The sequence below is a fragment of the Variovorax trehalosi genome, assembly GCF_051216415.1.
Lineage (GTDB): Bacteria > Pseudomonadota > Gammaproteobacteria > Burkholderiales > Burkholderiaceae_C > Variovorax.
This window is the reverse complement of sequence record NZ_JBPJZG010000009.1, coordinates 242,204-259,666: the sequence shown is the minus strand read 5'-3', so window position 1 is coordinate 259,666 and position 17,463 is coordinate 242,204. Positions and strand designations below refer to the sequence as shown.

Below are 17,463 nucleotides of genomic sequence, written 5' to 3'. Positions count from 1 at the left end.
TGTCTACTTGGCCGGAACCGTCTCGTTGCGCTTCTCCGGCAGCGCGCCGGCGGTCGCCAGATCGATCTGCGTCTTGTTGAAGCGGCTGTACTCCTGCTGCCAGGTCGAGGGCTGCATCACCGGCATCACCTGCACGGCCGTCACCTTGTACTCGGGGCAGTTGGTGGCCCAGTCGGAGTTGTCGGTGGTGATCACGTTGGCGCCCGACTCGGGGAAGTGGAAGGTGGTGTAGACCACGCCCGGCTGCATGCGCTCGGACACCGTGGCGCGCAGCACCGTCTCGCCCGCGCGGCTCTGGATGCCGACCCAGTCGTCGTCCTTCACGCCGCGTTCTTCCGCGTCGTGCGGATGGATCTCCAACCGGTCTTCGCCGTGCCACAGGTTGTTGTCGGTGCGGCGCGTCTGGGCGCCCACGTTGTACTGCGACAGGATGCGCCCGGTGGTCAGCAGCAGCGGGAACTTGCGCGTGACCTTCTCGTCCGTCGCCACGTACTGCGTGACGATGAAGCGGCCCTTGCCGCGCACGAAGGTGTCGATGTGCATCGTCGGCGTGCCATCGGGCGCGTCGTCGTTGCAGGGCCACTGGATGCTGCCGAGTTCATCGAGGCGCTTGTAGCTCACGCCGTGGAACGTCGGCGTCAGCGCGGCGATCTCGGCCATGATGTCCTCGGGGCTCTTGTAGTCCATCGGGTAGCCCAGCGCCTGCGCGAGCTTCACCGTGATCTCCCAGTCGGCCAGGCCCGCCTTCGGCGGCATGACCTTGCGAACGCGCGAGATGCGGCGCTCGGCGTTGGTGAAGGTGCCGTCCTTCTCGAGGAACGACGAGCCCGGCAGGAACACGTGGGCGTACTTGGCGGTTTCGTTGAGGAACATGTCCTGCACCACCACGCACTCCATCGCCATCATGGCCGCGGCCACGTGCTGGGTGTTGGGGTCCGACTGCACGATGTCCTCGCCCTCGCAGTACAGGCCCTTGAAGCCGCCGCCGATCGCGGACTCGAACATGTTGGGAATGCGCAGGCCCGGCTCCGGATCGATGGTCACGCCCCAGGCCGCTTCGAACGAAGCGCGCGTGGTGCTGTCCGACACATGGCGGTAGCCCGGCAGCTCGTGCGGGAACGAACCCATGTCGCAGGCGCCCTGCACATTGTTCTGACCGCGCAGCGGGTTCACGCCCACGCCTTCGCGCCCGACGTTGCCGGTGGCCATTGCGAGGTTGGCGATGCCCATCACGGTGGTCGAGCCCTGGCTGTGCTCGGTCACGCCCAGGCCGTAGAAGATCGCGCCGTTGGCGGCGCTGGCGAACAGGCGCGCGGCGGCGCGCATCTCGGCGGCCGGCACGCCGGTGGCCTTCTCGGTGGCTTCTGGCGATTGCTCGGGCTGCGCGACGAAATCTCTCCAGGCGGCGAACGAGGCGGTGTCGCAGCGCTCGGCGATGAAGGCATCGGCCGTGAGCCCTTCGGTCACGATCACGTGCGCGAGCGCGGTGACCACGGCCACGTTGGTGCCGGGCTTCAACTGCAGGTGGTGCGAGGCTTTCACGTGCGGCGACTTCACGATGTCGATGCGACGCGGATCGACCACGATCAGCTTCGCCCCTTCACGCAGGCGCTTCTTCATGCGCGAGGCGAACACCGGGTGGCCGTCGGTCGGGTTGGCGCCGATCACCATGATCACATCGGCCTTCTCCACCGACTTGAAGGTCTGCGTGCCGGCCGATTCGCCCAGCGTCTGCTTCAGGCCGTAGCCCGTGGGCGAATGGCACACGCGGGCGCAGGTGTCGACGTTGTTGTTTCCGAAGGCGGCGCGCACGAGCTTCTGCACGAGGTAGGTTTCCTCGTTGGTGCAGCGCGAGGAGGTGATGCCGCCGATGGAATCCTTGCCGTACTTGGCCTGCAGGCGCTTGAATTCGCCGGCCGCGTAGTTGAGCGCGGTGTCCCAGCTCACTTCCTGCCACGGGTCGCTGATGTTCTTGCGGATCATCGGCTTGAGCATGCGGTCCTGGTGCGTGGCGTAGCCCCAGGCGAAGCGGCCCTTCACGCAGGAGTGGCCTTCGTTGGCCTTGCCGTCTTTCCACGGCGTCATGCGCACAACCTCGTTGCCCTTCATCTCGGCCTTGAAGGCGCAACCCACGCCGCAGTAGGCGCAGGTGGTGATGATGCTGTGCTCGGGCTGGCCGAGCCAGATGACCGACTTCTCCTGCAAGGTGGCTGTCGGGCAGGCCTCGACGCAGGCGCCGCAGCTCACGCATTCGGAGTCCATGAAGGCTTCGTCCTGCCCCGGCGACACGCGCGACTCGAAGCCGCGGCCGCTGATGGTCAGCGCGAAGGTGCCCTGCGTTTCCTCGCAGGCGCGCACGCATCGGTTGCAGACGATGCACTTCGAGGGGTCGTAGCTGAAGTACGGGTTCGACTCGTCCTTCTGGTCCTTCAGGTGGTTGGCGCCATCGAAGCCGTAGCGCACGTTGCGCAGGCCCGTGACGCCCGCCATGTCCTGCAGCTCGCAGTTGCCGTTGGCCGAGCAGGTGAGGCAGTCGAGCGGATGGTCGGAGATGTAGAGCTCCATCACGCCCTTGCGCAGGTCCTGCAGCTTGGGCGTCTGCGTGCGCACCTTCATGCCGGCTTCGGCCGGCGTGGTGCACGAGGCCGGAAAGCCCTTGCGGCCCTCGATCTCCACCAGGCACAGGCGGCACGAGCCGAAGGGCTCCAGGCTGTCGGTGGCGCAGAGCTTGGGCACGTTGATGCCGGCATCCACGGCCGCGCGCATGAGCGACGTGCCCGCGGGCACGGTGACTTCGTTGCCGTCGATTTCCAGCGTCACTTCGCGCGTCGATTCGCGCTTGGGGGTGCCGTAGTCGATTTCTTTCAGATGGTCGAGCATGTGTTCTTGTCTCCTGCTGCTTGTGCGGTGCGATGCGGCGCGCGCTCAAGCAGCCTTGCGATCGGGGACCACGAGACCGAAGTCCTGTGGGAAATGGTCGAGTGCGGAAAGCACCGGGAACGGCGTCATGCCCCCCATGGCGCACAGCGAACCGTGGACCATGGTGTTGCACAGGTCGCGCAGCAGGATGACGTGCTCCACGCGCTTGTTGTCCGCGCGGATCTTGTCGATCACCTCCACGCCGCGGGTCGATCCGATGCGGCACGGCGTGCATTTGCCGCACGACTCGATGGCGCAGAACTCCATCGCATAGCGCGCGAGCTTCGAGAGGTCGGCCGTGTCGTCGTGCACCACGATGCCGCCGTGGCCCACCGTGCCGCCCACGGCCGCGTAGGCCTCGTAGTCCAGCGGCAGGTCCCATTGCGATTCGGGCAGGTAGGCGCCGAGCGGTCCGCCGACCTGCACCGCCTTGATCGGCCGGCCCGAGGCGGAGCCGCCGCCATAGTCGTACAGCAGTTCGCGCAGCGTGACACCGAAGGCCTTCTCCACCAGGCCGCCGTGCTTGATGTTGCCGGCCAGCTGCATCGGCAGCGTGCCGCGCGAACGGCCCACGCCGAAGTCGCGGTAGTACTCGGCACCGCGCGCCAGGATCAGCGGCACGCTCGCGAGCGTGATCACGTTGTTGATGAGCGTCGGCTGCCCGAAGAGGCCGGTGATGGCCGGCAGCGGCGGCTTGGCGCGCACGATGCCGCGCTTGCCTTCCAGGCTTTCGAGCAGCGCAGTTTCTTCGCCGCACACATACGAGCCCGCGCCCTTGCGCACTTCTAGCCAGAAGGTCTGGCCCGAGCCGAGGATGTTGTCGCCGAGGAAGCCCGCGGCTTCTGCCGCGCGGATCGCCTCGTTCATCGTCGCGATCGCGTGCGGGTATTCGGAGCGGATGTAGACGTAGCCCTTGGTCGCGCCGGTGGCGATGCCCGCGATGGTCATGCCCTCGATGAGCATGAGCGGGTCGCCCTCCATCGTCATGCGGTCGGAGAAGGTGCCCGAGTCGCCTTCGTCGGCGTTGCAGACGATGTACTTCTGCGCGGCCGGCGTGGCCATCACCGTCTTCCACTTGATGCCGGCCGGAAACGCTGCGCCGCCGCGGCCGCGCAGGCCCGAGTCGAGCACCTGCTGCACCACTTCCTCGGGCTTCAGGCCGAGCGCGCGGCGCAGGCCTGCATAGCCTTCGTGCGCTTCGTAGTCGGCAACCGACACAGGGTCGGTGATGCCCATACGCGCGAAGGTCAGGCGCTCCTGCTTCTTCAGGTACGGGATCTCGTCGGTCAGGCCGAGCGACAGCGGGTGTGTCTGCGCGCCTTCGGCGAAACCGGCATCGAACAGGTCGGCCACGTCGTCGATGGTCACGGGCCCATAGGCCACGCGACCGGCTGGTGTGCTCACCTCGACCATCGGCTCCAGCCAGAACAGGCCGCGCGAACCATTGCGCACCATGCCGAACGAGATGCCGCGAACGGCCGCCTCCTGCGCGATGCGCTCGGCCACGCGTTCCGCGCCGACAGCCAGTGCGGCCGAATCGCGCGGCACATAGATCGTGAGGCCGCTCATGCGCAATCTCCGTATTGCGCCACCAGCGCATCGAACGAACGCGGCGTCATGCGCGCGTGCGGTTCTTCGTTGATCGTCATCGCGGGCGACGAGGCGCACAGGCCCAGGCAGAAGGCGGGCTCCAGCGTGAAGTTGCCGTCCTTCGAATGGCCGTGCGCGCTGCAGCCCAGCCGCAGTTCCGCGTGGGCCAGCAGCGCATCGGCACCCATCGACTGGCAGGCCTCGGCCCGGCAGATCTGGATCACGTGGCGCGCCGCGGGTGCGGAGCGGAAGTGGTGGTAGTAGGTGATGACGCCGTGCACTTCGGCGCGCGAGAGGTTCACGCCCTCGGCGATCGTCGTCACGGTGTGCGGCGGGATGTAGCCCAGCGCGTCCTGGACGTCGTGAAGGATCGGGAGCAAAGCCCCCGGCTCTTCCGCGCGCTCCTGCAGCACCTGGCGCACCGCTGCCAGTTCATCGGATTCGCTCATCGTGGCGTGTCGGCCCACTTCGTTCATGCGGCGCTCCTTACCGGGTTGTCATTCATCGTGGGTTTTTGCTCTCCCGGCTTTTTCATCCTACGACCGAAACACGCTCGCAGACACTGCCGATTGCCCTAGGAAAACGTTGCGGTTTCCCGCTCTGGAGGCACTGTCGGGGAATACGAAGGCAAAGACCTTGACTCAGGTCAATTTCCCGGAAACAAGGGGTCGGGCGCCGCCGGCCGAGACCTCGCGCAAACCCGCAAGCGCCGGCTCGACGATGGCCGGATCGGCGCCTACCGCGTAGACGGCATACGCGGGGTACAGGAACTCCGGCGTGTTGGGCACGCGGCGCAGGTGCCCCGATTCGAGGTGGCCGCGCACCACGTCGAGCCGGAAGTAGCCGGTGCCGCCCGCGGCCAGCAGGTACTCGCGGCCCAGCGGGCCGAGGCCAGCCTTCACCGCTGCGTTGGAAAGCTCGGGGAACGCGAGGCCGTGTTGCGCCGCGAACTCCGGGCCCCAGTCGACATACACGTAGTCCGCCGGCCGCGGCACGCGCGGGCGCTTGGCGGTGGTGACCATCACGAGCTTTTCCTCGATGAGCAATTCCACGCGCAACCCCGGCCGCTGCTGCGGCGCATAGACGATGGCGACATCGAGCACGCCGCCCGCCACCTTGTCGAGCAGGTCCTGCGGAAAGCCGACCTCGGTGCGGATGGCCAGCTGCGGCGCGGTCTGGCGCAGCCACAACAGCCAGCGCAGCAGCAGCGGGTCCCAGAGGCTGATCTCGCAACCGGCCGCGAGCACGGCCTGGCTGCCGTCGGGCACTGCCACCTGGTGGCGCGCCCGCTCCCACACCTGCACGAGCGTGGTCGCATGCGGCAGAAATTGTTCGCCCGCGCGCGTGAGGGCGGCACCGGACTTGTTGCGCACGAAGAGCTTGCGGCGCAGCAGTTCCTCCAGCGTTCGCACGCGTGCGCTCACCGAGGTCTGCGTCACATGCAGGCGTTCCGCGGCGCGCTGGAAGCTGCGCGTCTCGACGATCTCGAGAAAGGTGCGGGCCAGGTTGATGTCCATCGAGGCGACTCTTTGAATGCAATATTTTTGCACTCAACTGGCAATTAATCTCGTTTTACTTATGCAGTGGCCAGACAGAAGATGAGGTCCATTCCAACGCAACCCGGGAGCAATCCATGCCGACCCTTGGTCATTCCGTACAAGCGAAAGGGGCCGAGCGCCTCGCCGATGCGCTCAAGGGCCTCGCCGACGAAGCCTTCATGCTGGCAGGGGCCTTGCTCAGTCCTCGCAAGCTCATCGAGGACGTGGAGCAGATGCGCGCCTTGCAGGTCGCCGCGGACACCATCGAGGCGAGGGACCCGTGGCGGGCCGATGTGCTGCGCTCGCGCGCCTCGCGCATCGGCCTTCGCTGAAAAACGACGATGGCGTTACGACGCCTGGCGGCTGGCCTCGATGTGCTTGCGGCGCATCGGGCGCAAGACGAACCACGCCATCAGCGCCGCGGCCGCATTGACCGCGCTCGCAACGATGAACACCGCATGCCAGCTGCCGGTGGACGCGGCGAGTACGCTCGAGAGCGGTACCAGCAGCGAGGCCGTGCCCTTCGCGGTGTAGAGCATGCCGGCGTTCGATGCGGCGTACTTGGAGCCGAAGGTGTCGGCGCAGGTCGATGGGAACAGGCTGTAGATCTCGCCCCAGGCGAAGAACACCATGCCGGTCAGCAGCACGAAGAGGATGGGGTTCTGGCCGTAGTGGTACAGCGCCAGGATGCCGACCGCTTCGAGCGCGAAGGCGACGAACATTGTCTGCTCGCGGCCGATCTTGTCGGACACCCAGCCGAAGAAGGGGCGCGTCAAACCGTTGAGCACACGGTCGATGGCCAGCGCGAAGGTCAACGCGGGCAGCACCAGGCCCATGATGTTGACCGGCACGTCCATGATCTTGAAATCCTGCGCGATGGGCGCGAGCTGCGCGGTGGCCATGAGGCCGCCGGCCGCCACCATCACGAACATCGCGTACATCACCCAGAAAATGGGCGATCGCAGCACCTCCGACGGTGCGTAGTCGCGCTGCGACTGCTGCACGTTGCCGCTGCTCGATGCCGCCTTCACATGATCGGGCGCGCGGGTGAGCAACCAGGCCAGGGCAAAGACGATGACGCCCTGGCCGATCCCAAAATAGAGAAACGCAGACTCGTAGCCGCTGGTCTTGATCATCACGGAGATCGGGATGATCGTGAGCGCCGAGCCGGCACCGAAGCCCGCGGCGGTCATGCCCGCTGCGAGCCCGCGGCGATCGGGGAACCACTTGAGCGCATTGCCCACGCAGGTGCCGTACACCGCGCCCGCGCCGATACCGCCGACGGCGGCTGCGAAGTAGAGCATCGGGAGCGATGCGGCGAACGAATTCATCACCCAGCCCAGGCCGCAGAGCACGCCGCCCACGAGCACCACGGGGCGCGGGCCGAAGCGGTCGACGAGGTAGCCCTCGATGGGCACGAGCCAGGTTTCGGTGAGCACGAAGATGGTGAAGGCCACCTGGATGGCGGCGCGGCTCCAGCCGTGCTTTTCAGCGATGGGGTTGACGAAGAGGGTCCAGCCGTACTGCAGGTTCGCGATCATCGCCATGCAGACGATGCCGATCAGCAACTGTCCCCATCGGTACGCCTCGGATCGTTTGGCGGTGACACCGTGGGTGGAATCCGATGGTGGATACATCGCGGGGTTGGAACCCGCGATCGTGGTGGTTGGCCGAGTCATGGAGTTGTCCTTAATGTTTTGATGAGTCCGACGGTCTCGGGAAAGACGACGCAATCAGAGTGAAAAACGGGAAATGAATCACTTGTTTTTGCGCGTGGATGACTGTCGGACTGCACGACTCAAAAACTCTTGACCGCCGTCAAGTTCACACGAATCGCGAGTTGTTGGGACCCCCGTGATATCCCTAGCAATCGAACATCTGCATGCGCTTGTGTTGCTGGTTTTTTCGCCGTTGTTCAGGGCTGCACTCGCGCCGACGGTGGGCCCTGTTTCGCGAATGTCCTCCGGCCTGCGGCCTCCCCCTTGATTTCGCGAAACAGGACCCACCGCCAGAGCGAGCGCTTTCAGAGCAGTGGTTGATCGGCGATATGCCAGCAGCGTGTGCAAGTGCGCAGGGCATCGGGTGCTCCCCGCAGCGAAATCAAGGAGGAGGCCGAAGGCCAGGGGACATTCGCGGAGGGGAGTACCCGGTGGCCTGTGCACCCGCCCCGGACAAAGGGCCGAGCAAGGCTCCGAATACGCACTTGCCCCCATCCATCGAGAGAAAAATTGACCTAGGTCAAGAAACGCGAAATCAGCGTTTGCGATCGTCTAGGGTAAACCCTAAAATTGCGGGTAATCCCTTCAGTCTTTTTGATTCAACTTTCAGGAGCATTTCCATGAGCAACACGACCCTCGACTCCCGCGCGATCCGCAACGCATCGCCTGCCACCACCAACAACGAAGATGCGCTGCGCGACCTGGTCGCCGCCATGCCGATCGTCATCATGTACAAGGCCGCCCGCGCCGCACTCGTGCAACACCGCAAGAGCATCCGCAGCGCACTGACCAACTGATCGTGCCCCGCCCCAAAGACAAAGAGCGCTTCATGCGCTCTTTTGTTTTTTCAGGCCTGTTGCTGTTGTGATTCCAGCGGTTTGAACGGCACGATCTGCGAGATCAGCGATGCGCCATCGCTCAGCAGAAAGTCCTTGAAGGCCTGCGCCACCGGCGGCAGGCGCTTGGTGCGGCGATGCACCACGTACCAGTTGAGCATCAGCGGAAAACCTTCCACGTCGAGCACGCTGAGGCTGCCGGCCTTCAGCTCCTGGCTGATGGTGTGGGCCGAGACGAAGCTCACGCCCATGCCCGCGATCACCGCCTGCTTGATGGTCTCGGTGCTGCGGATCTCCATCGCGATGTTGATGTTCTCCAGCTCGCGCCCGAAGCCGTCCTCCATCGAATGCCAGGTGTCCGATGCCCTCTCGCGCACCACGAACGGCTCGCGCATCAAACGCTTCAGTGGAATGCCCGGCACGCCCACGAGCGGATGCGTCGGAGGCGCGACGATCACGTAGGGGTGCGGCGCAAAGGCCTGGTTCGCGGTGTCCAGATCGGTGGGCGGCCGCACCATGATCGCGAGGTCGGTGAGGTTGTCCGCGATGTGGGTCAACAGCCCCTCGCGGTTGTGCACGGTGAAGTTCAGCGTCACGCCGCGGTGGCGGCTCGCGAACTCCACCAGCAGGCGCGGAAAGAAGTAGTCGCCCGCGCTGATGACACCCACATTGAGCTTGCCGCCCGAGACGCCCTTGAACTGCATCATCGCGTTCTCAGCCGCCTCGAACTGCTGGATGATCGCGCGGCTGATCTGCAGCAACTCGGCGCCCGCGGGCGTGAGAAAGATCTTCTTGCCGAACTGCTCGAACAGCACGTTGCCCGCATGCTCCTCGAGCTTGGCGACCTGTGTGGAAACAGCCGGCTGCGTGAGGTGAAGCTCCTCTGCCGCTCTCGAAAAACTCAGCAGCCGCGCGACGGCCTCGAAGACCTTCAACTGGCGCAGGGTCGCATGCTTCATCGGGAGGGAAAGTGGGGCTGCTGTCGAAGGGCCATCGTAGCGCGCAAGCCCTTCTCAGCCACCGAACATCAACCCGGAATTCGTGCGACGTGCAACAGGTTCGTCGTGCCCGACAAGCCGAACGGCAACCCCGCCACCACCACCACGTCGTCGCCCGCTTTCGCGAAGCCTTCGGCCTGCGCGGTGCGGCAGGCGCAGTCGATCATCTCGGCCACGTCGTGCACGTCGTCGACCAGCGCCGCGTGCACACCCCAGACCATCGCCATGCGGCGCGCCGCCGCCACGTCGGGCGTGAGGCTCAGGATCGGCACCGCCGGCCGCTCGCGCGCAGCGCGCAGGCTCGTGAATCCCGAGGAGGTGTAGGTGACGGTGGCGGCCGGCGCGAGCAGCGCGGCCACCTGGCGCATCGAGGCGCACACCGCGTCGGCCGTGGTCGACAGCGCGGCGTCGTGCGTCGCATCGATGCCGGTGCGGTACGTCGGGTCGGCCTCCACGCGCGCGACGATGCGGTCCATCATGCCGACCGCCTCGAGCGGGTACTTGCCCGAGGCCGATTCGGCCGAGAGCATCACCGCATCGACGCCGTCGTAGATGGCTGTCGCTACGTCGGACACTTCGGCGCGCGTGGGCACGGGCGCCGCGATCATCGATTCGAGCATCTGCGTGGCCACCACCACGGGCTTGCCGTGCTGGCGACAGGCGCGCACGATGCGGCGCTGCAGCTCGGGCACCTGCTCGGGCGGCAGCTCCACGCCGAGGTCGCCGCGCGCGACCATGATGCCGTCGGCCAGCGCGACGATGCCGTCCAGGTGCTCGATGGCCGCGGGCTTCTCCAGCTTGGCCATGATCCAGGCGCGCTTGCCGATGATCTCGCGCGCCTCGGTGATGTCCTCGGGCCGCTGCACGAACGAGAGCGCCACCCAGTCCACGCCCATCGAGAGCCCGAAGTCCAGGTCGTCGCGGTCCTTCGGGGTGAGCGGCGAGATCGGCAGCAGCACGCTCGGCACATTGACGCCCTTCCGGTCCGAGATCGGCCCGCCGACGACGACGGTGGTCTCCGCGAAATCGGCGCCGTGGCTCTCCACGCGCAGGCGGAGCTTTCCGTCGTCCAGCAGCAGGTCGGTGCCGGCCTGCAGCGCCGCGAAGATCTCGGGATGCGGCAGCGGCGCGCGGCGGTAGTCGCCGTTCGTCTTCGTGTCCATGTCGAGGCGAAAGCGCCGGCCCGCTTCCAGTTGCGCGCGTCCGCCCTCGAAGGTGCCCAGCCGCAGCTTCGGCCCCTGCAGGTCGAGCAGCACGCCGATGGGTCGGCCGAATTCCTTCTCCAGTCGGCGGATGGCCTCGAGACGGCGTGCATGGTCGTGCTGCGAGCCGTGGCTGAAGTTCAGCCGGAACACATCCACGCCACGCTCGAACAGCGCGCGAATGGCTTGCTCGTCGGGCGTAGCCGGGCCGAGCGTGGCGACGATCTTTGCGCTGCGTGTGCGTCTCATGGGATGGCCTTTGTTTTCGGATAGCCGCTCGCGGCGCGGCTGTTGCTCCCTCTCCCCTTGGGGAGAGGGCTGGGGTGAGGGCCGACGGCGATGGCAATGGCCGCGTGCGTGTGAAGGCCACCGCCCTCACCCCTACCCTCTCCCCAAGGGGAGAGGGAGAAAGACATCGCATTCATGCCGCGACCTCGTGAAGCTTGACGCGCCCGCGTTGCTCTTCCATGGTCCGCGCCAAGAGTTTCACCAGCGTGTACACGGTGTCGATGTGCGGTGTCGAGGTGTCGGTGAGCCGGGCCAGCTCGACCACCGCGCCCACCAGCGCATCGATCTCCGGCGCGCGGCCGGCCTCGACGTCCTGCAGCATCGAGGTCTTGTGCTTGCCGACCTTCTCTGCACCGGCGATGCGCTTCTCCAGCGTCACGCGGAACTCGATGCCCAGCTTGTGCGCGACGGCCTGGGCCTCGCGCATCATCGCGGCGGCGAGGTCGCGCGACGGCGGGTACTGGCAGATGTCGACCAGCGTCGAATGCGAGAGGCTGCTGATCGGGTTGAAGGTGAGGTTGCCCCACAGCTTGAGCCAGATCTCCGAACGGATGTTGTCGAGCACCGGTGCCTTGAAGCCCGCACCGGTGAAGCATGCCGAGACGCGGTTCACGCGCTCGCTCGACGAACCGTCGAGCTCGCCGACCGGAAAGCGATCGCCTTCGATGTGCTTCACCACGCCCGGCGCGATGAGCTCGGACGCGGGATACACCACGCATCCGATCACACGCTCCGCCGGCACCTTCGCACTCACCAGCCCCGTGGGATCGACGCTGCGCACCGGCGTGCCCGCGAGCGCGCCGCCGTGGTTGTGGAAGTACCAGTACGGAATGCCGTTCTGCATCGTCACCACCATCGTCTCGGGGCCGAAGAGCTTGGGCACGTCGTTGGCCACGGCCTCGACCTGGTGCGCCTTCATCGCGAGGATGACGATGTCCTGCGGGCCGGCCTCGTCGTAGCTGTCGGTGGCCTTCACGTTGCGCGCGACCTGCTCCTCGCCTTCGGCCGAGACCAGCTTGAAGCCATTCGCCTTGATCGCTGCGAGGTTCGCACCCCGCACGATGAACGTCACGTCCTCGCCTGCCAGCGCGAGTTTCGCGCCGACCAGGCCGCCGATGGCGCCTGCGCCGATGACTGCTATCTTCATGTCGATCCCCAGTAGTTTGAATGCGTTGCGCGAGGCCGGGCGATGCCGTCAACCGAAGCGGTTGGAGAGCTTGCCGATGCCTTCGATGCCGATCTCGACCTGGCTGCCCGGCTTCATCGAGCCGACGCCCACCGAGGTGCCGCACAGGATCACGTCGCCGGGGTTCAGCGTCATGTCCTGCGAGATCAGGCTGACCAGCTGCTGCACGGAGAAGCGCATGTCGCTGATCGGGTAGTTCTGGCGCTCCTCGCCGTTGAGCACGGTGGTCACGACGAGCGTTGCGGGATCGAGGCCCGTGGCCACCACGGGGCCCATCGGGCAGAAGGTGTCGAAGCCCTTGGCGCGCACCCACTGGGCGAAAGATGCATCGCGGTTGAGAATGTCGGCCACGGTCACGTCGTTGGCACAGGTGTAGCCGAACACATGGTCGAGCGCATCGGCTTCGGCCACCGCCGTGGCGGTCTTGCCGATGACGATGCCCAGCTCGCCCTCGAACACCACCTTGCCCTCGCACAGGGGCTTTCGGATCGCATCGCCGTGGGCCGCGAAGGAGTTGGGCGCCTTCAACAGATACAGCGGTTCCGCGGGCACCGGCAGGCTCAGCTTGGCGCCGAGCGCGTGGAAGTTGTTCCACAGCGCGATCACCTTCGTGGGCTCGCTGGGCGTGAGCAGCTTCAGGCCCGCGAGCACGAACACGCGGCCCGTGGGCTCGGAGCGGCCGTACATGTCGCCTTGGTGCTCGTGCACCGCATCGCCCTCGACGGTGCCGAACGTGGCCTTGCCGGCATCTTCAAAGCGGACCCACTGCTGCTTCTGCTGTTTCATTGTTGTGTGCTTTCTTGAAATCTGCGAGGCCGTTCGATGGATCGATGGCTCGATCAGTCGAACGGGAGGTAGTCGGGAATGACGAGCGACGCGAGCAGCTTTCCCATCTCCGCCGGATTGCTGGTCACATGGATGCCGCACGCCTTCATCACCGCGAGCTTTTCCTGCGCGGTGCCGCGCCCGCCGGAGACGATGGCGCCCGCGTGGCCCATGCGCTTGCCGGGCGGCGCGGTGGCGCCGGCGATGAAGCCGACCACGGGCTTGCGCATGTGGTCCTTGATCCAGTGCGCGCAGATCTCTTCTTCGTTGCCGCCGATCTCGCCGACCATGATCACGGCGTCGGTGCGCGGGTCGTCGTTGAACATCTTGAGCACGTCGATGTGCTTGAGCCCGCCCACCGGATCGCCGCCGATGCCCACCACCGTCGATTGCCCGATACCGAAGCGCGCCAATTGACTCGCCGCTTCGTAGGTCAGCGTGCCCGAGCGCGACACCACGCCGATGCGCCCGCGCTGGTGGATGTGCCCCGGCATGATCCCGATCTTGATTTCGTCGGGCGTGATGAGCCCCGGGCAGTTCGGCCCGAGCAAGAGCGTCTTGCTGCCCTCCATGCGGTGGCGCGTGCGGATCATGTCGCGCACCGGAATGCCTTCGGTGATGCAGATGACCAGCTCCATGCCCGCATCGACCGCTTCGTCGATCGCAGCGGCCGCGAACGGCGGCGGCACGTAGATCACCGACACGGTGGCGCCGGTCTCGGCCTTCGCATCCTTCACCGTGCCGAAGACCGGAATGCCGTCGAACGACTTGCCCGCCTTGTTCGGGTTCACGCCCGCGACAAAACACTTCTGGCCGTTGCCGTAGTCGCGGCACATCGCCGTGTGGAACTGGCCGGTCTTGCCGGTGATGCCCTGCGTGATGACGCGGGTGTGCTTGTTGACGAGGATCGACATCTCAGTGGTTCCTCCGCGCCGCGGCGACGGCCTGTTGGGCGGCATCCGCCATGTCGTCGGCCGTGATGATCGGCAGGCCCGATTGCGCGAGGATCGTGCGGCCCAGGCTCTCGTTCGTGCCCTTCATGCGCACGACCAGCGGCACCGACAGCTCGACCTCGCGCGCGGCGGCGACGATGCCCCGCGCGATCACGTCGCACTTCATGATCCCGCCGAAGATGTTGACCAGGATCGCGCGCAGGTTCGGGTTGCGCAGCATCAGCTTGAAGGCCTGCGTCACTTTCTCGGCCGTCGCGCCGCCGCCCACGTCGAGAAAATTGGCGGGCGAGCCGCCGTAGAGCTTGATGACGTCCATCGTCGCCATCGCGAGGCCCGCGCCGTTGACCAAGCAGCCGATGTCGCCGTCGAGCGCGATGTACGAGAGATCGAAACGCGAGGCCTCGACCTCGGCCGGATCTTCCTCGTCGAAGTCGCGCATCGCCACGATCTCGGGCTGGCGGAAGAGCGCGTTCGGATCGAAGTTGAACTTGGCATCGAGCGCGATCACGCGGCCGTCGCGCGTCACGACCAGCGGGTTGATCTCGGCCAGCGATGCATCGCTCGCATCGAACGCCTGGTAGAGGTTCTGCATCAGCGTGCGCGCCTGCATCACCGACTTGCCCGAGAGGCCGATGTTGCGCGCCACGATGTCGGCCTCGCTGCCCTTGAGGCCCGTTGCCGGATCGATGAGCACCTTGTGGATCTTGCCGGGCGTGCGGGCCGCCACCTCTTCGATGTCCATGCCACCTTCGCTGGAAGCCATCAGCGCCACGCGGCCCGCTTCGCGGTCGACCACCATGGCGAGGTAGAGCTCCTTGTCGACCTCGATGCCCTCTTCGACCAGGAGGCGCTTCACCACGCGGCCTTCGGGGCCGGTCTGGTGGGTCTTCAGGGTCATGCCGAGCATCTGGCTCGCGTGCCGGCGCACTTCGTCGATCGACCACGCGAGCTTCACGCCGCCGCCCTTGCCGCGGCCGCCCGCGTGGATCTGCGCCTTCACCACCCAGGCCCTGCCGCCCAGGCGGGTGGCGGCGTCGGCGGCTTCATCGGCCGATGCGCAGGCGAATCCACGGGGCGTGGTGACGCCGTATTTGCGCAATACGTCCTTGCCCTGGTATTCGTGGATATTCATGGCAATTCAGGCGCCGATCTCTGCGCCGTGGCTTTCGGCCCAATTGAAATAACGCCGGCTGCCGAGGCCTTCGCTCAATTCACGCTGCTGGTGAATTTCCTTCTTCTGCTCGATCACCTCGGCCAGCGACTTGGCGTCATAGGCACGCAGCAGATGCGGCTGGTGCGTGCTCAGGTAATGGCACACCCGCTCGGGGCCGTCCTGGCTCTGGCGCAGCAATTGGCAATAGGTTTCGCGGTCCCAATGCCAGCGCAGGCCCAGCTCGTGGAAGGCGGCGTTGTAGGCGTTGCGCTCCGTCTCGGAGCTCCAGTATTGAATGGGCGCATCATCGATCATCATGAAATTTCTCCTGGAAATTGAATGCCGAGCGACAAATGGATGGCGGGTCGGCATGATCAAAATGTAGATTCGATGATCGATAAATAATAGTTAAACTATTTTATTTAGTGCATTTGCCATGCGTTATATGTGAATTGGCAAAAAAGAGCGTGGCTGTCCATTGCAAATGGCTTTCGCCATTTGCAAAAAACACCTTATTTATCGATCGGCCGGCGTGCTGTTAATTCAGATCACGCGCTCGGTGCGCAGCATGGCAATTTCGTCCACGCCATAGCCCAATTGCCGGAGCACTTCTTCGGTGTGCTCGCCCAGCAACGGCGCCCGTGTCACCTCGGTCCGGCTGTCGGACATCTTGATCGGGTTGCCCACGGTCAGGTACTTGCCACGCGTCGGATGGTCCACCTCGACGATGGTCCCGGTCTCGCGCAGCGATTCATCCGCGGCGATTTCTTTCATCGAAAGAATCGGGCCGCACGGAATGTCGTATTCGTTGAGGATGTCCATGGCCTCGAACTTCGTCTTGGTCATGGTCCATTGCTCGATGCGCGCAAAGATCGGCTTCAGGTGCAGCAAGCGCGCGGCCGGCGTAGCGTAGGCCTCGTCGGTGATCCAGCCCTCTTCGCCGATCACCTTGCACACTGCCGGCCACACCGCGCCCTGCGTGATGAAGTAGATGTAGGCGTTCGGGTCGGTCTCCCAGCCCTTGCACTTGAGGATGGAGCCCGGCTGCCCGCCGCCCGATGCGTTGCCCGCGCGCGGCACCGCGTCGCCGAACTTGCCGTCGGGGTACTGCGGGTATTCGTGCATGGTGCCGGTGCGCTCCAGGCGCTGCTGGTCGCGCATCTTCACGCGGCACAGGTTGAGCACGGCGTCCTGCATCGGCGCGAGCACCTGCTGGCCGCGCCCGGTGTTGTTGCGCTGGTAGAGCGCGGCGACGATGCCCAGCGCCAGGTGCAGCCCGGTGCCGCTGTCGCCGATCTGCGCGCCGGTGACGACGGGTGGTCCGTCCTCGAAGCCGGTGGTCGATGCGGCGCCGCCGGCGCACTGCGCGACGTTCTCGTAGACCTTGCAGTGCTCGTACTTGCCGGGGCCGAAGCCCTTGACCGAGGCGACGATCATCCGCGGGTTGAGCTTCTGGATGTGCGCCCAGGTGATGCCCATGCGGTCGAGCGCGCCGGGCGCGAAGTTCTCCACCAGCACGTCGCAAGTCTTGATCAGCGTGTCCAGGACCTGCTTGCCCTTCGGGTTCTTGGTGTCCAGCGTGATCGAGCGCTTGTTGTGGTTCAGCATCGTGAAGTAGAGGCTGTCCACACCGGGAATGTCGCGCAGCTGGCCGCGCGTGGCGTCGCCTTCACCGGCACGCTCGACCTTGATCACGTCGGCGCCGAACCAGGCCAGCAGTTGGGTGCAGGTGGGGCCGGACTGCACATGCGTGAAGTCCAGGATGCGAACGCCTTCGAGTGCCTTGCTCATCGTGTGTCTCCTGTCTTATTTGTTCGTCGCGGTTTCGACTTCTACCAGACGGGCGCGCAACTTGCGCTCCTCGGCGAAGCGGGCCGTCTCGTCGCGCACGATGGCGACGATGCCTGAAACCGTTTGATCGGGGGCGAACAGCATGGAGACCGTGAAGGCGATGGAAAGGGTATGCCCGTCCTTGTGGAGCGCGGGCACGCGCAGCACGTCGGCACCGTATTTGGTGACCGCCGTTTCCATCGTCTTGTGATAGCCATCCCAATGCCGCTGGCGTTGTCGCATGGGGATGATGATGTCCAGCGACTGCCCGAGCGCTTCGGCTTCGGTAAAGCCGAAGATGCGCTCGGCAGCCTTGTTCCACAGCGTGATCGCACCCTTGGCATCGCAGACCATGATCGCGTCGCCGGCTCCGGCAACGAGTTGGTTCAGATCGACGGTCGATGACGACAAGGTGTGCTCCCGCTTC

Annotated in this window: 16 protein-coding genes; 2 read left to right on the top strand and 14 right to left on the bottom strand. The window is 65.7% G+C overall.

The window, feature by feature from the left end; translation table 11 throughout:
• Positions 1-3 precede the first annotated feature (3 nt).
• The 4 genes from fdhF to ACSFA7_RS29150 all read right to left on the bottom strand — a co-directional run bounded on the left by fdhF (position 4) and on the right by ACSFA7_RS29150 (position 6,026).
• Positions 4-2,880, bottom strand: a complete 2,877-nt coding sequence (fdhF, locus tag ACSFA7_RS29165) for a formate dehydrogenase subunit alpha (RefSeq protein WP_435502572.1) — start codon at positions 2,878-2,880, stop codon at positions 4-6.
• Between the two features lie 45 nt (positions 2,881-2,925).
• Positions 2,926-4,488: a formate dehydrogenase beta subunit gene (locus tag ACSFA7_RS29160; protein ID WP_435502571.1), complete on the bottom strand. Its 1,563-nt coding sequence runs from the start codon at positions 4,486-4,488 to the stop codon at positions 2,926-2,928.
• Positions 4,485-4,985, bottom strand: a complete 501-nt coding sequence (locus tag ACSFA7_RS29155) for a formate dehydrogenase subunit gamma (RefSeq protein ID WP_435502570.1) — start codon at positions 4,983-4,985, stop codon at positions 4,485-4,487. Before ACSFA7_RS29155 ends, ACSFA7_RS29160 begins: the two co-directional genes overlap by 4 nt.
• 165 nt (positions 4,986-5,150) lie before the next feature.
• Complete coding sequence (locus ACSFA7_RS29150) at positions 5,151-6,026, bottom strand: LysR family transcriptional regulator (RefSeq protein ID WP_435502569.1); 876 nt, start codon at positions 6,024-6,026, stop codon at positions 5,151-5,153.
• Positions 6,027-6,142: 116 nt separating this feature from the next.
• On the opposite strand from ACSFA7_RS29150, the gene ACSFA7_RS29145 reads away from it, so the two are divergent.
• Positions 6,143-6,379, top strand: a complete 237-nt coding sequence (locus ACSFA7_RS29145) for a hypothetical protein (RefSeq protein ID WP_435502568.1) — start codon at positions 6,143-6,145, stop codon at positions 6,377-6,379.
• A gap of 15 nt (positions 6,380-6,394) precedes the next feature.
• Here the strand turns inward: ACSFA7_RS29145 and oxlT are convergent, their stop codons facing one another.
• Positions 6,395-7,726: an oxalate/formate MFS antiporter gene (gene oxlT / locus ACSFA7_RS29140; protein ID WP_435502567.1), complete on the bottom strand. Its 1,332-nt coding sequence runs from the start codon at positions 7,724-7,726 to the stop codon at positions 6,395-6,397.
• Positions 7,727-8,385: 659 nt separating this feature from the next.
• On the opposite strand from oxlT, the gene ACSFA7_RS29135 reads away from it, so the two are divergent.
• Positions 8,386-8,562: a hypothetical protein gene (locus ACSFA7_RS29135; protein WP_435502566.1), complete on the top strand. Its 177-nt coding sequence runs from the start codon at positions 8,386-8,388 to the stop codon at positions 8,560-8,562.
• A gap of 50 nt (positions 8,563-8,612) precedes the next feature.
• On the opposite strand, the gene ACSFA7_RS29130 is transcribed toward ACSFA7_RS29135, so the two are convergent.
• From ACSFA7_RS29130 to ACSFA7_RS29090, 9 genes are all read right to left on the bottom strand, one after another.
• Positions 8,613-9,560 carry a LysR family transcriptional regulator gene (locus ACSFA7_RS29130; protein ID WP_435502565.1) on the bottom strand — a complete coding sequence of 316 codons (948 nt, stop codon included), beginning with the start codon at positions 9,558-9,560 and terminating at the stop codon, positions 8,613-8,615.
• Positions 9,561-9,628: 68 nt separating this feature from the next.
• Positions 9,629-11,050, bottom strand: coding sequence for a pyruvate kinase (pyk, locus tag ACSFA7_RS29125; RefSeq protein ID WP_435502564.1), 1,422 nt, complete (start codon positions 11,048-11,050; stop codon positions 9,629-9,631).
• Positions 11,051-11,222: 172 nt separating this feature from the next.
• A complete protein-coding gene (locus ACSFA7_RS29120; RefSeq protein WP_429612478.1) occupies positions 11,223-12,236 on the bottom strand; it encodes a 2-dehydropantoate 2-reductase in 1,014 nt (337 codons plus the stop codon).
• A gap of 48 nt (positions 12,237-12,284) precedes the next feature.
• The gene (locus ACSFA7_RS29115; protein WP_435502563.1) at positions 12,285-13,061 is read right to left on the bottom strand and encodes a fumarylacetoacetate hydrolase family protein; all 777 of its coding nucleotides are present in this window, start codon (positions 13,059-13,061) and stop codon (positions 12,285-12,287) included.
• Between the two features lie 53 nt (positions 13,062-13,114).
• Positions 13,115-14,014: a succinate--CoA ligase subunit alpha gene (gene sucD / locus ACSFA7_RS29110; RefSeq protein WP_206175483.1), complete on the bottom strand. Its 900-nt coding sequence runs from the start codon at positions 14,012-14,014 to the stop codon at positions 13,115-13,117.
• A 1-nt stretch (position 14,015) separates the two neighbouring features.
• Complete coding sequence (gene sucC, locus ACSFA7_RS29105; RefSeq protein WP_435502562.1) at positions 14,016-15,185, bottom strand: ADP-forming succinate--CoA ligase subunit beta; 1,170 nt, start codon at positions 15,183-15,185, stop codon at positions 14,016-14,018.
• 6 nt (positions 15,186-15,191) lie between these two features.
• Complete coding sequence (locus ACSFA7_RS29100) at positions 15,192-15,524, bottom strand: HAD family hydrolase (RefSeq protein ID WP_435502561.1); 333 nt, start codon at positions 15,522-15,524, stop codon at positions 15,192-15,194.
• A 225-nt stretch (positions 15,525-15,749) separates the two neighbouring features.
• Positions 15,750-16,997 carry a formyl-CoA transferase gene (gene frc / locus ACSFA7_RS29095; RefSeq protein WP_435502560.1) on the bottom strand — a complete coding sequence of 416 codons (1,248 nt, stop codon included), beginning with the start codon at positions 16,995-16,997 and terminating at the stop codon, positions 15,750-15,752.
• 15 nt (positions 16,998-17,012) lie between these two features.
• Positions 17,013-17,447, bottom strand: coding sequence for a PAS domain-containing protein (locus tag ACSFA7_RS29090; RefSeq protein ID WP_435502559.1), 435 nt, complete (start codon positions 17,445-17,447; stop codon positions 17,013-17,015).
• Positions 17,448-17,463: the final 16 nt, after the last annotated feature.

Excerpts from the sequence above, each read along its gene's own strand:
- ACSFA7_RS29160 (WP_435502571.1), bottom strand. The coding sequence starts at position 4,488 with ATGAGCGGCCTCACGATCTATGTGCCGCGCGATTCGGCCGCACTGGCT.
- ACSFA7_RS29130 (WP_435502565.1), bottom strand. The coding sequence starts at position 9,560 with ATGAAGCATGCGACCCTGCGCCAGTTGAAGGTCTTCGAGGCCGTCGCG.
- sucC (WP_435502562.1), bottom strand. The coding sequence starts at position 15,185 with ATGAATATCCACGAATACCAGGGCAAGGACGTATTGCGCAAATACGGC.
- sucD (WP_206175483.1), bottom strand. The coding sequence starts at position 14,014 with ATGTCGATCCTCGTCAACAAGCACACCCGCGTCATCACGCAGGGCATC.
- ACSFA7_RS29145 (WP_435502568.1), top strand. The coding sequence starts at position 6,143 with ATGCCGACCCTTGGTCATTCCGTACAAGCGAAAGGGGCCGAGCGCCTC.
- ACSFA7_RS29135 (WP_435502566.1), top strand. The coding sequence starts at position 8,386 with ATGAGCAACACGACCCTCGACTCCCGCGCGATCCGCAACGCATCGCCT.
- pyk (WP_435502564.1), bottom strand. The coding sequence starts at position 11,050 with ATGAGACGCACACGCAGCGCAAAGATCGTCGCCACGCTCGGCCCGGCT.
- ACSFA7_RS29120 (WP_429612478.1), bottom strand. The coding sequence starts at position 12,236 with ATGAAGATAGCAGTCATCGGCGCAGGCGCCATCGGCGGCCTGGTCGGC.
- ACSFA7_RS29100 (WP_435502561.1), bottom strand. The coding sequence starts at position 15,524 with ATGATGATCGATGATGCGCCCATTCAATACTGGAGCTCCGAGACGGAG.
- ACSFA7_RS29155 (WP_435502570.1), bottom strand. The coding sequence starts at position 4,985 with ATGAACGAAGTGGGCCGACACGCCACGATGAGCGAATCCGATGAACTG.
- fdhF (WP_435502572.1), bottom strand. The coding sequence starts at position 2,880 with ATGCTCGACCATCTGAAAGAAATCGACTACGGCACCCCCAAGCGCGAA.
- oxlT (WP_435502567.1), bottom strand. The coding sequence starts at position 7,726 with ATGACTCGGCCAACCACCACGATCGCGGGTTCCAACCCCGCGATGTAT.
- frc (WP_435502560.1), bottom strand. The coding sequence starts at position 16,997 with ATGAGCAAGGCACTCGAAGGCGTTCGCATCCTGGACTTCACGCATGTG.
- ACSFA7_RS29150 (WP_435502569.1), bottom strand. The coding sequence starts at position 6,026 with ATGGACATCAACCTGGCCCGCACCTTTCTCGAGATCGTCGAGACGCGC.
- ACSFA7_RS29115 (WP_435502563.1), bottom strand. The coding sequence starts at position 13,061 with ATGAAACAGCAGAAGCAGCAGTGGGTCCGCTTTGAAGATGCCGGCAAG.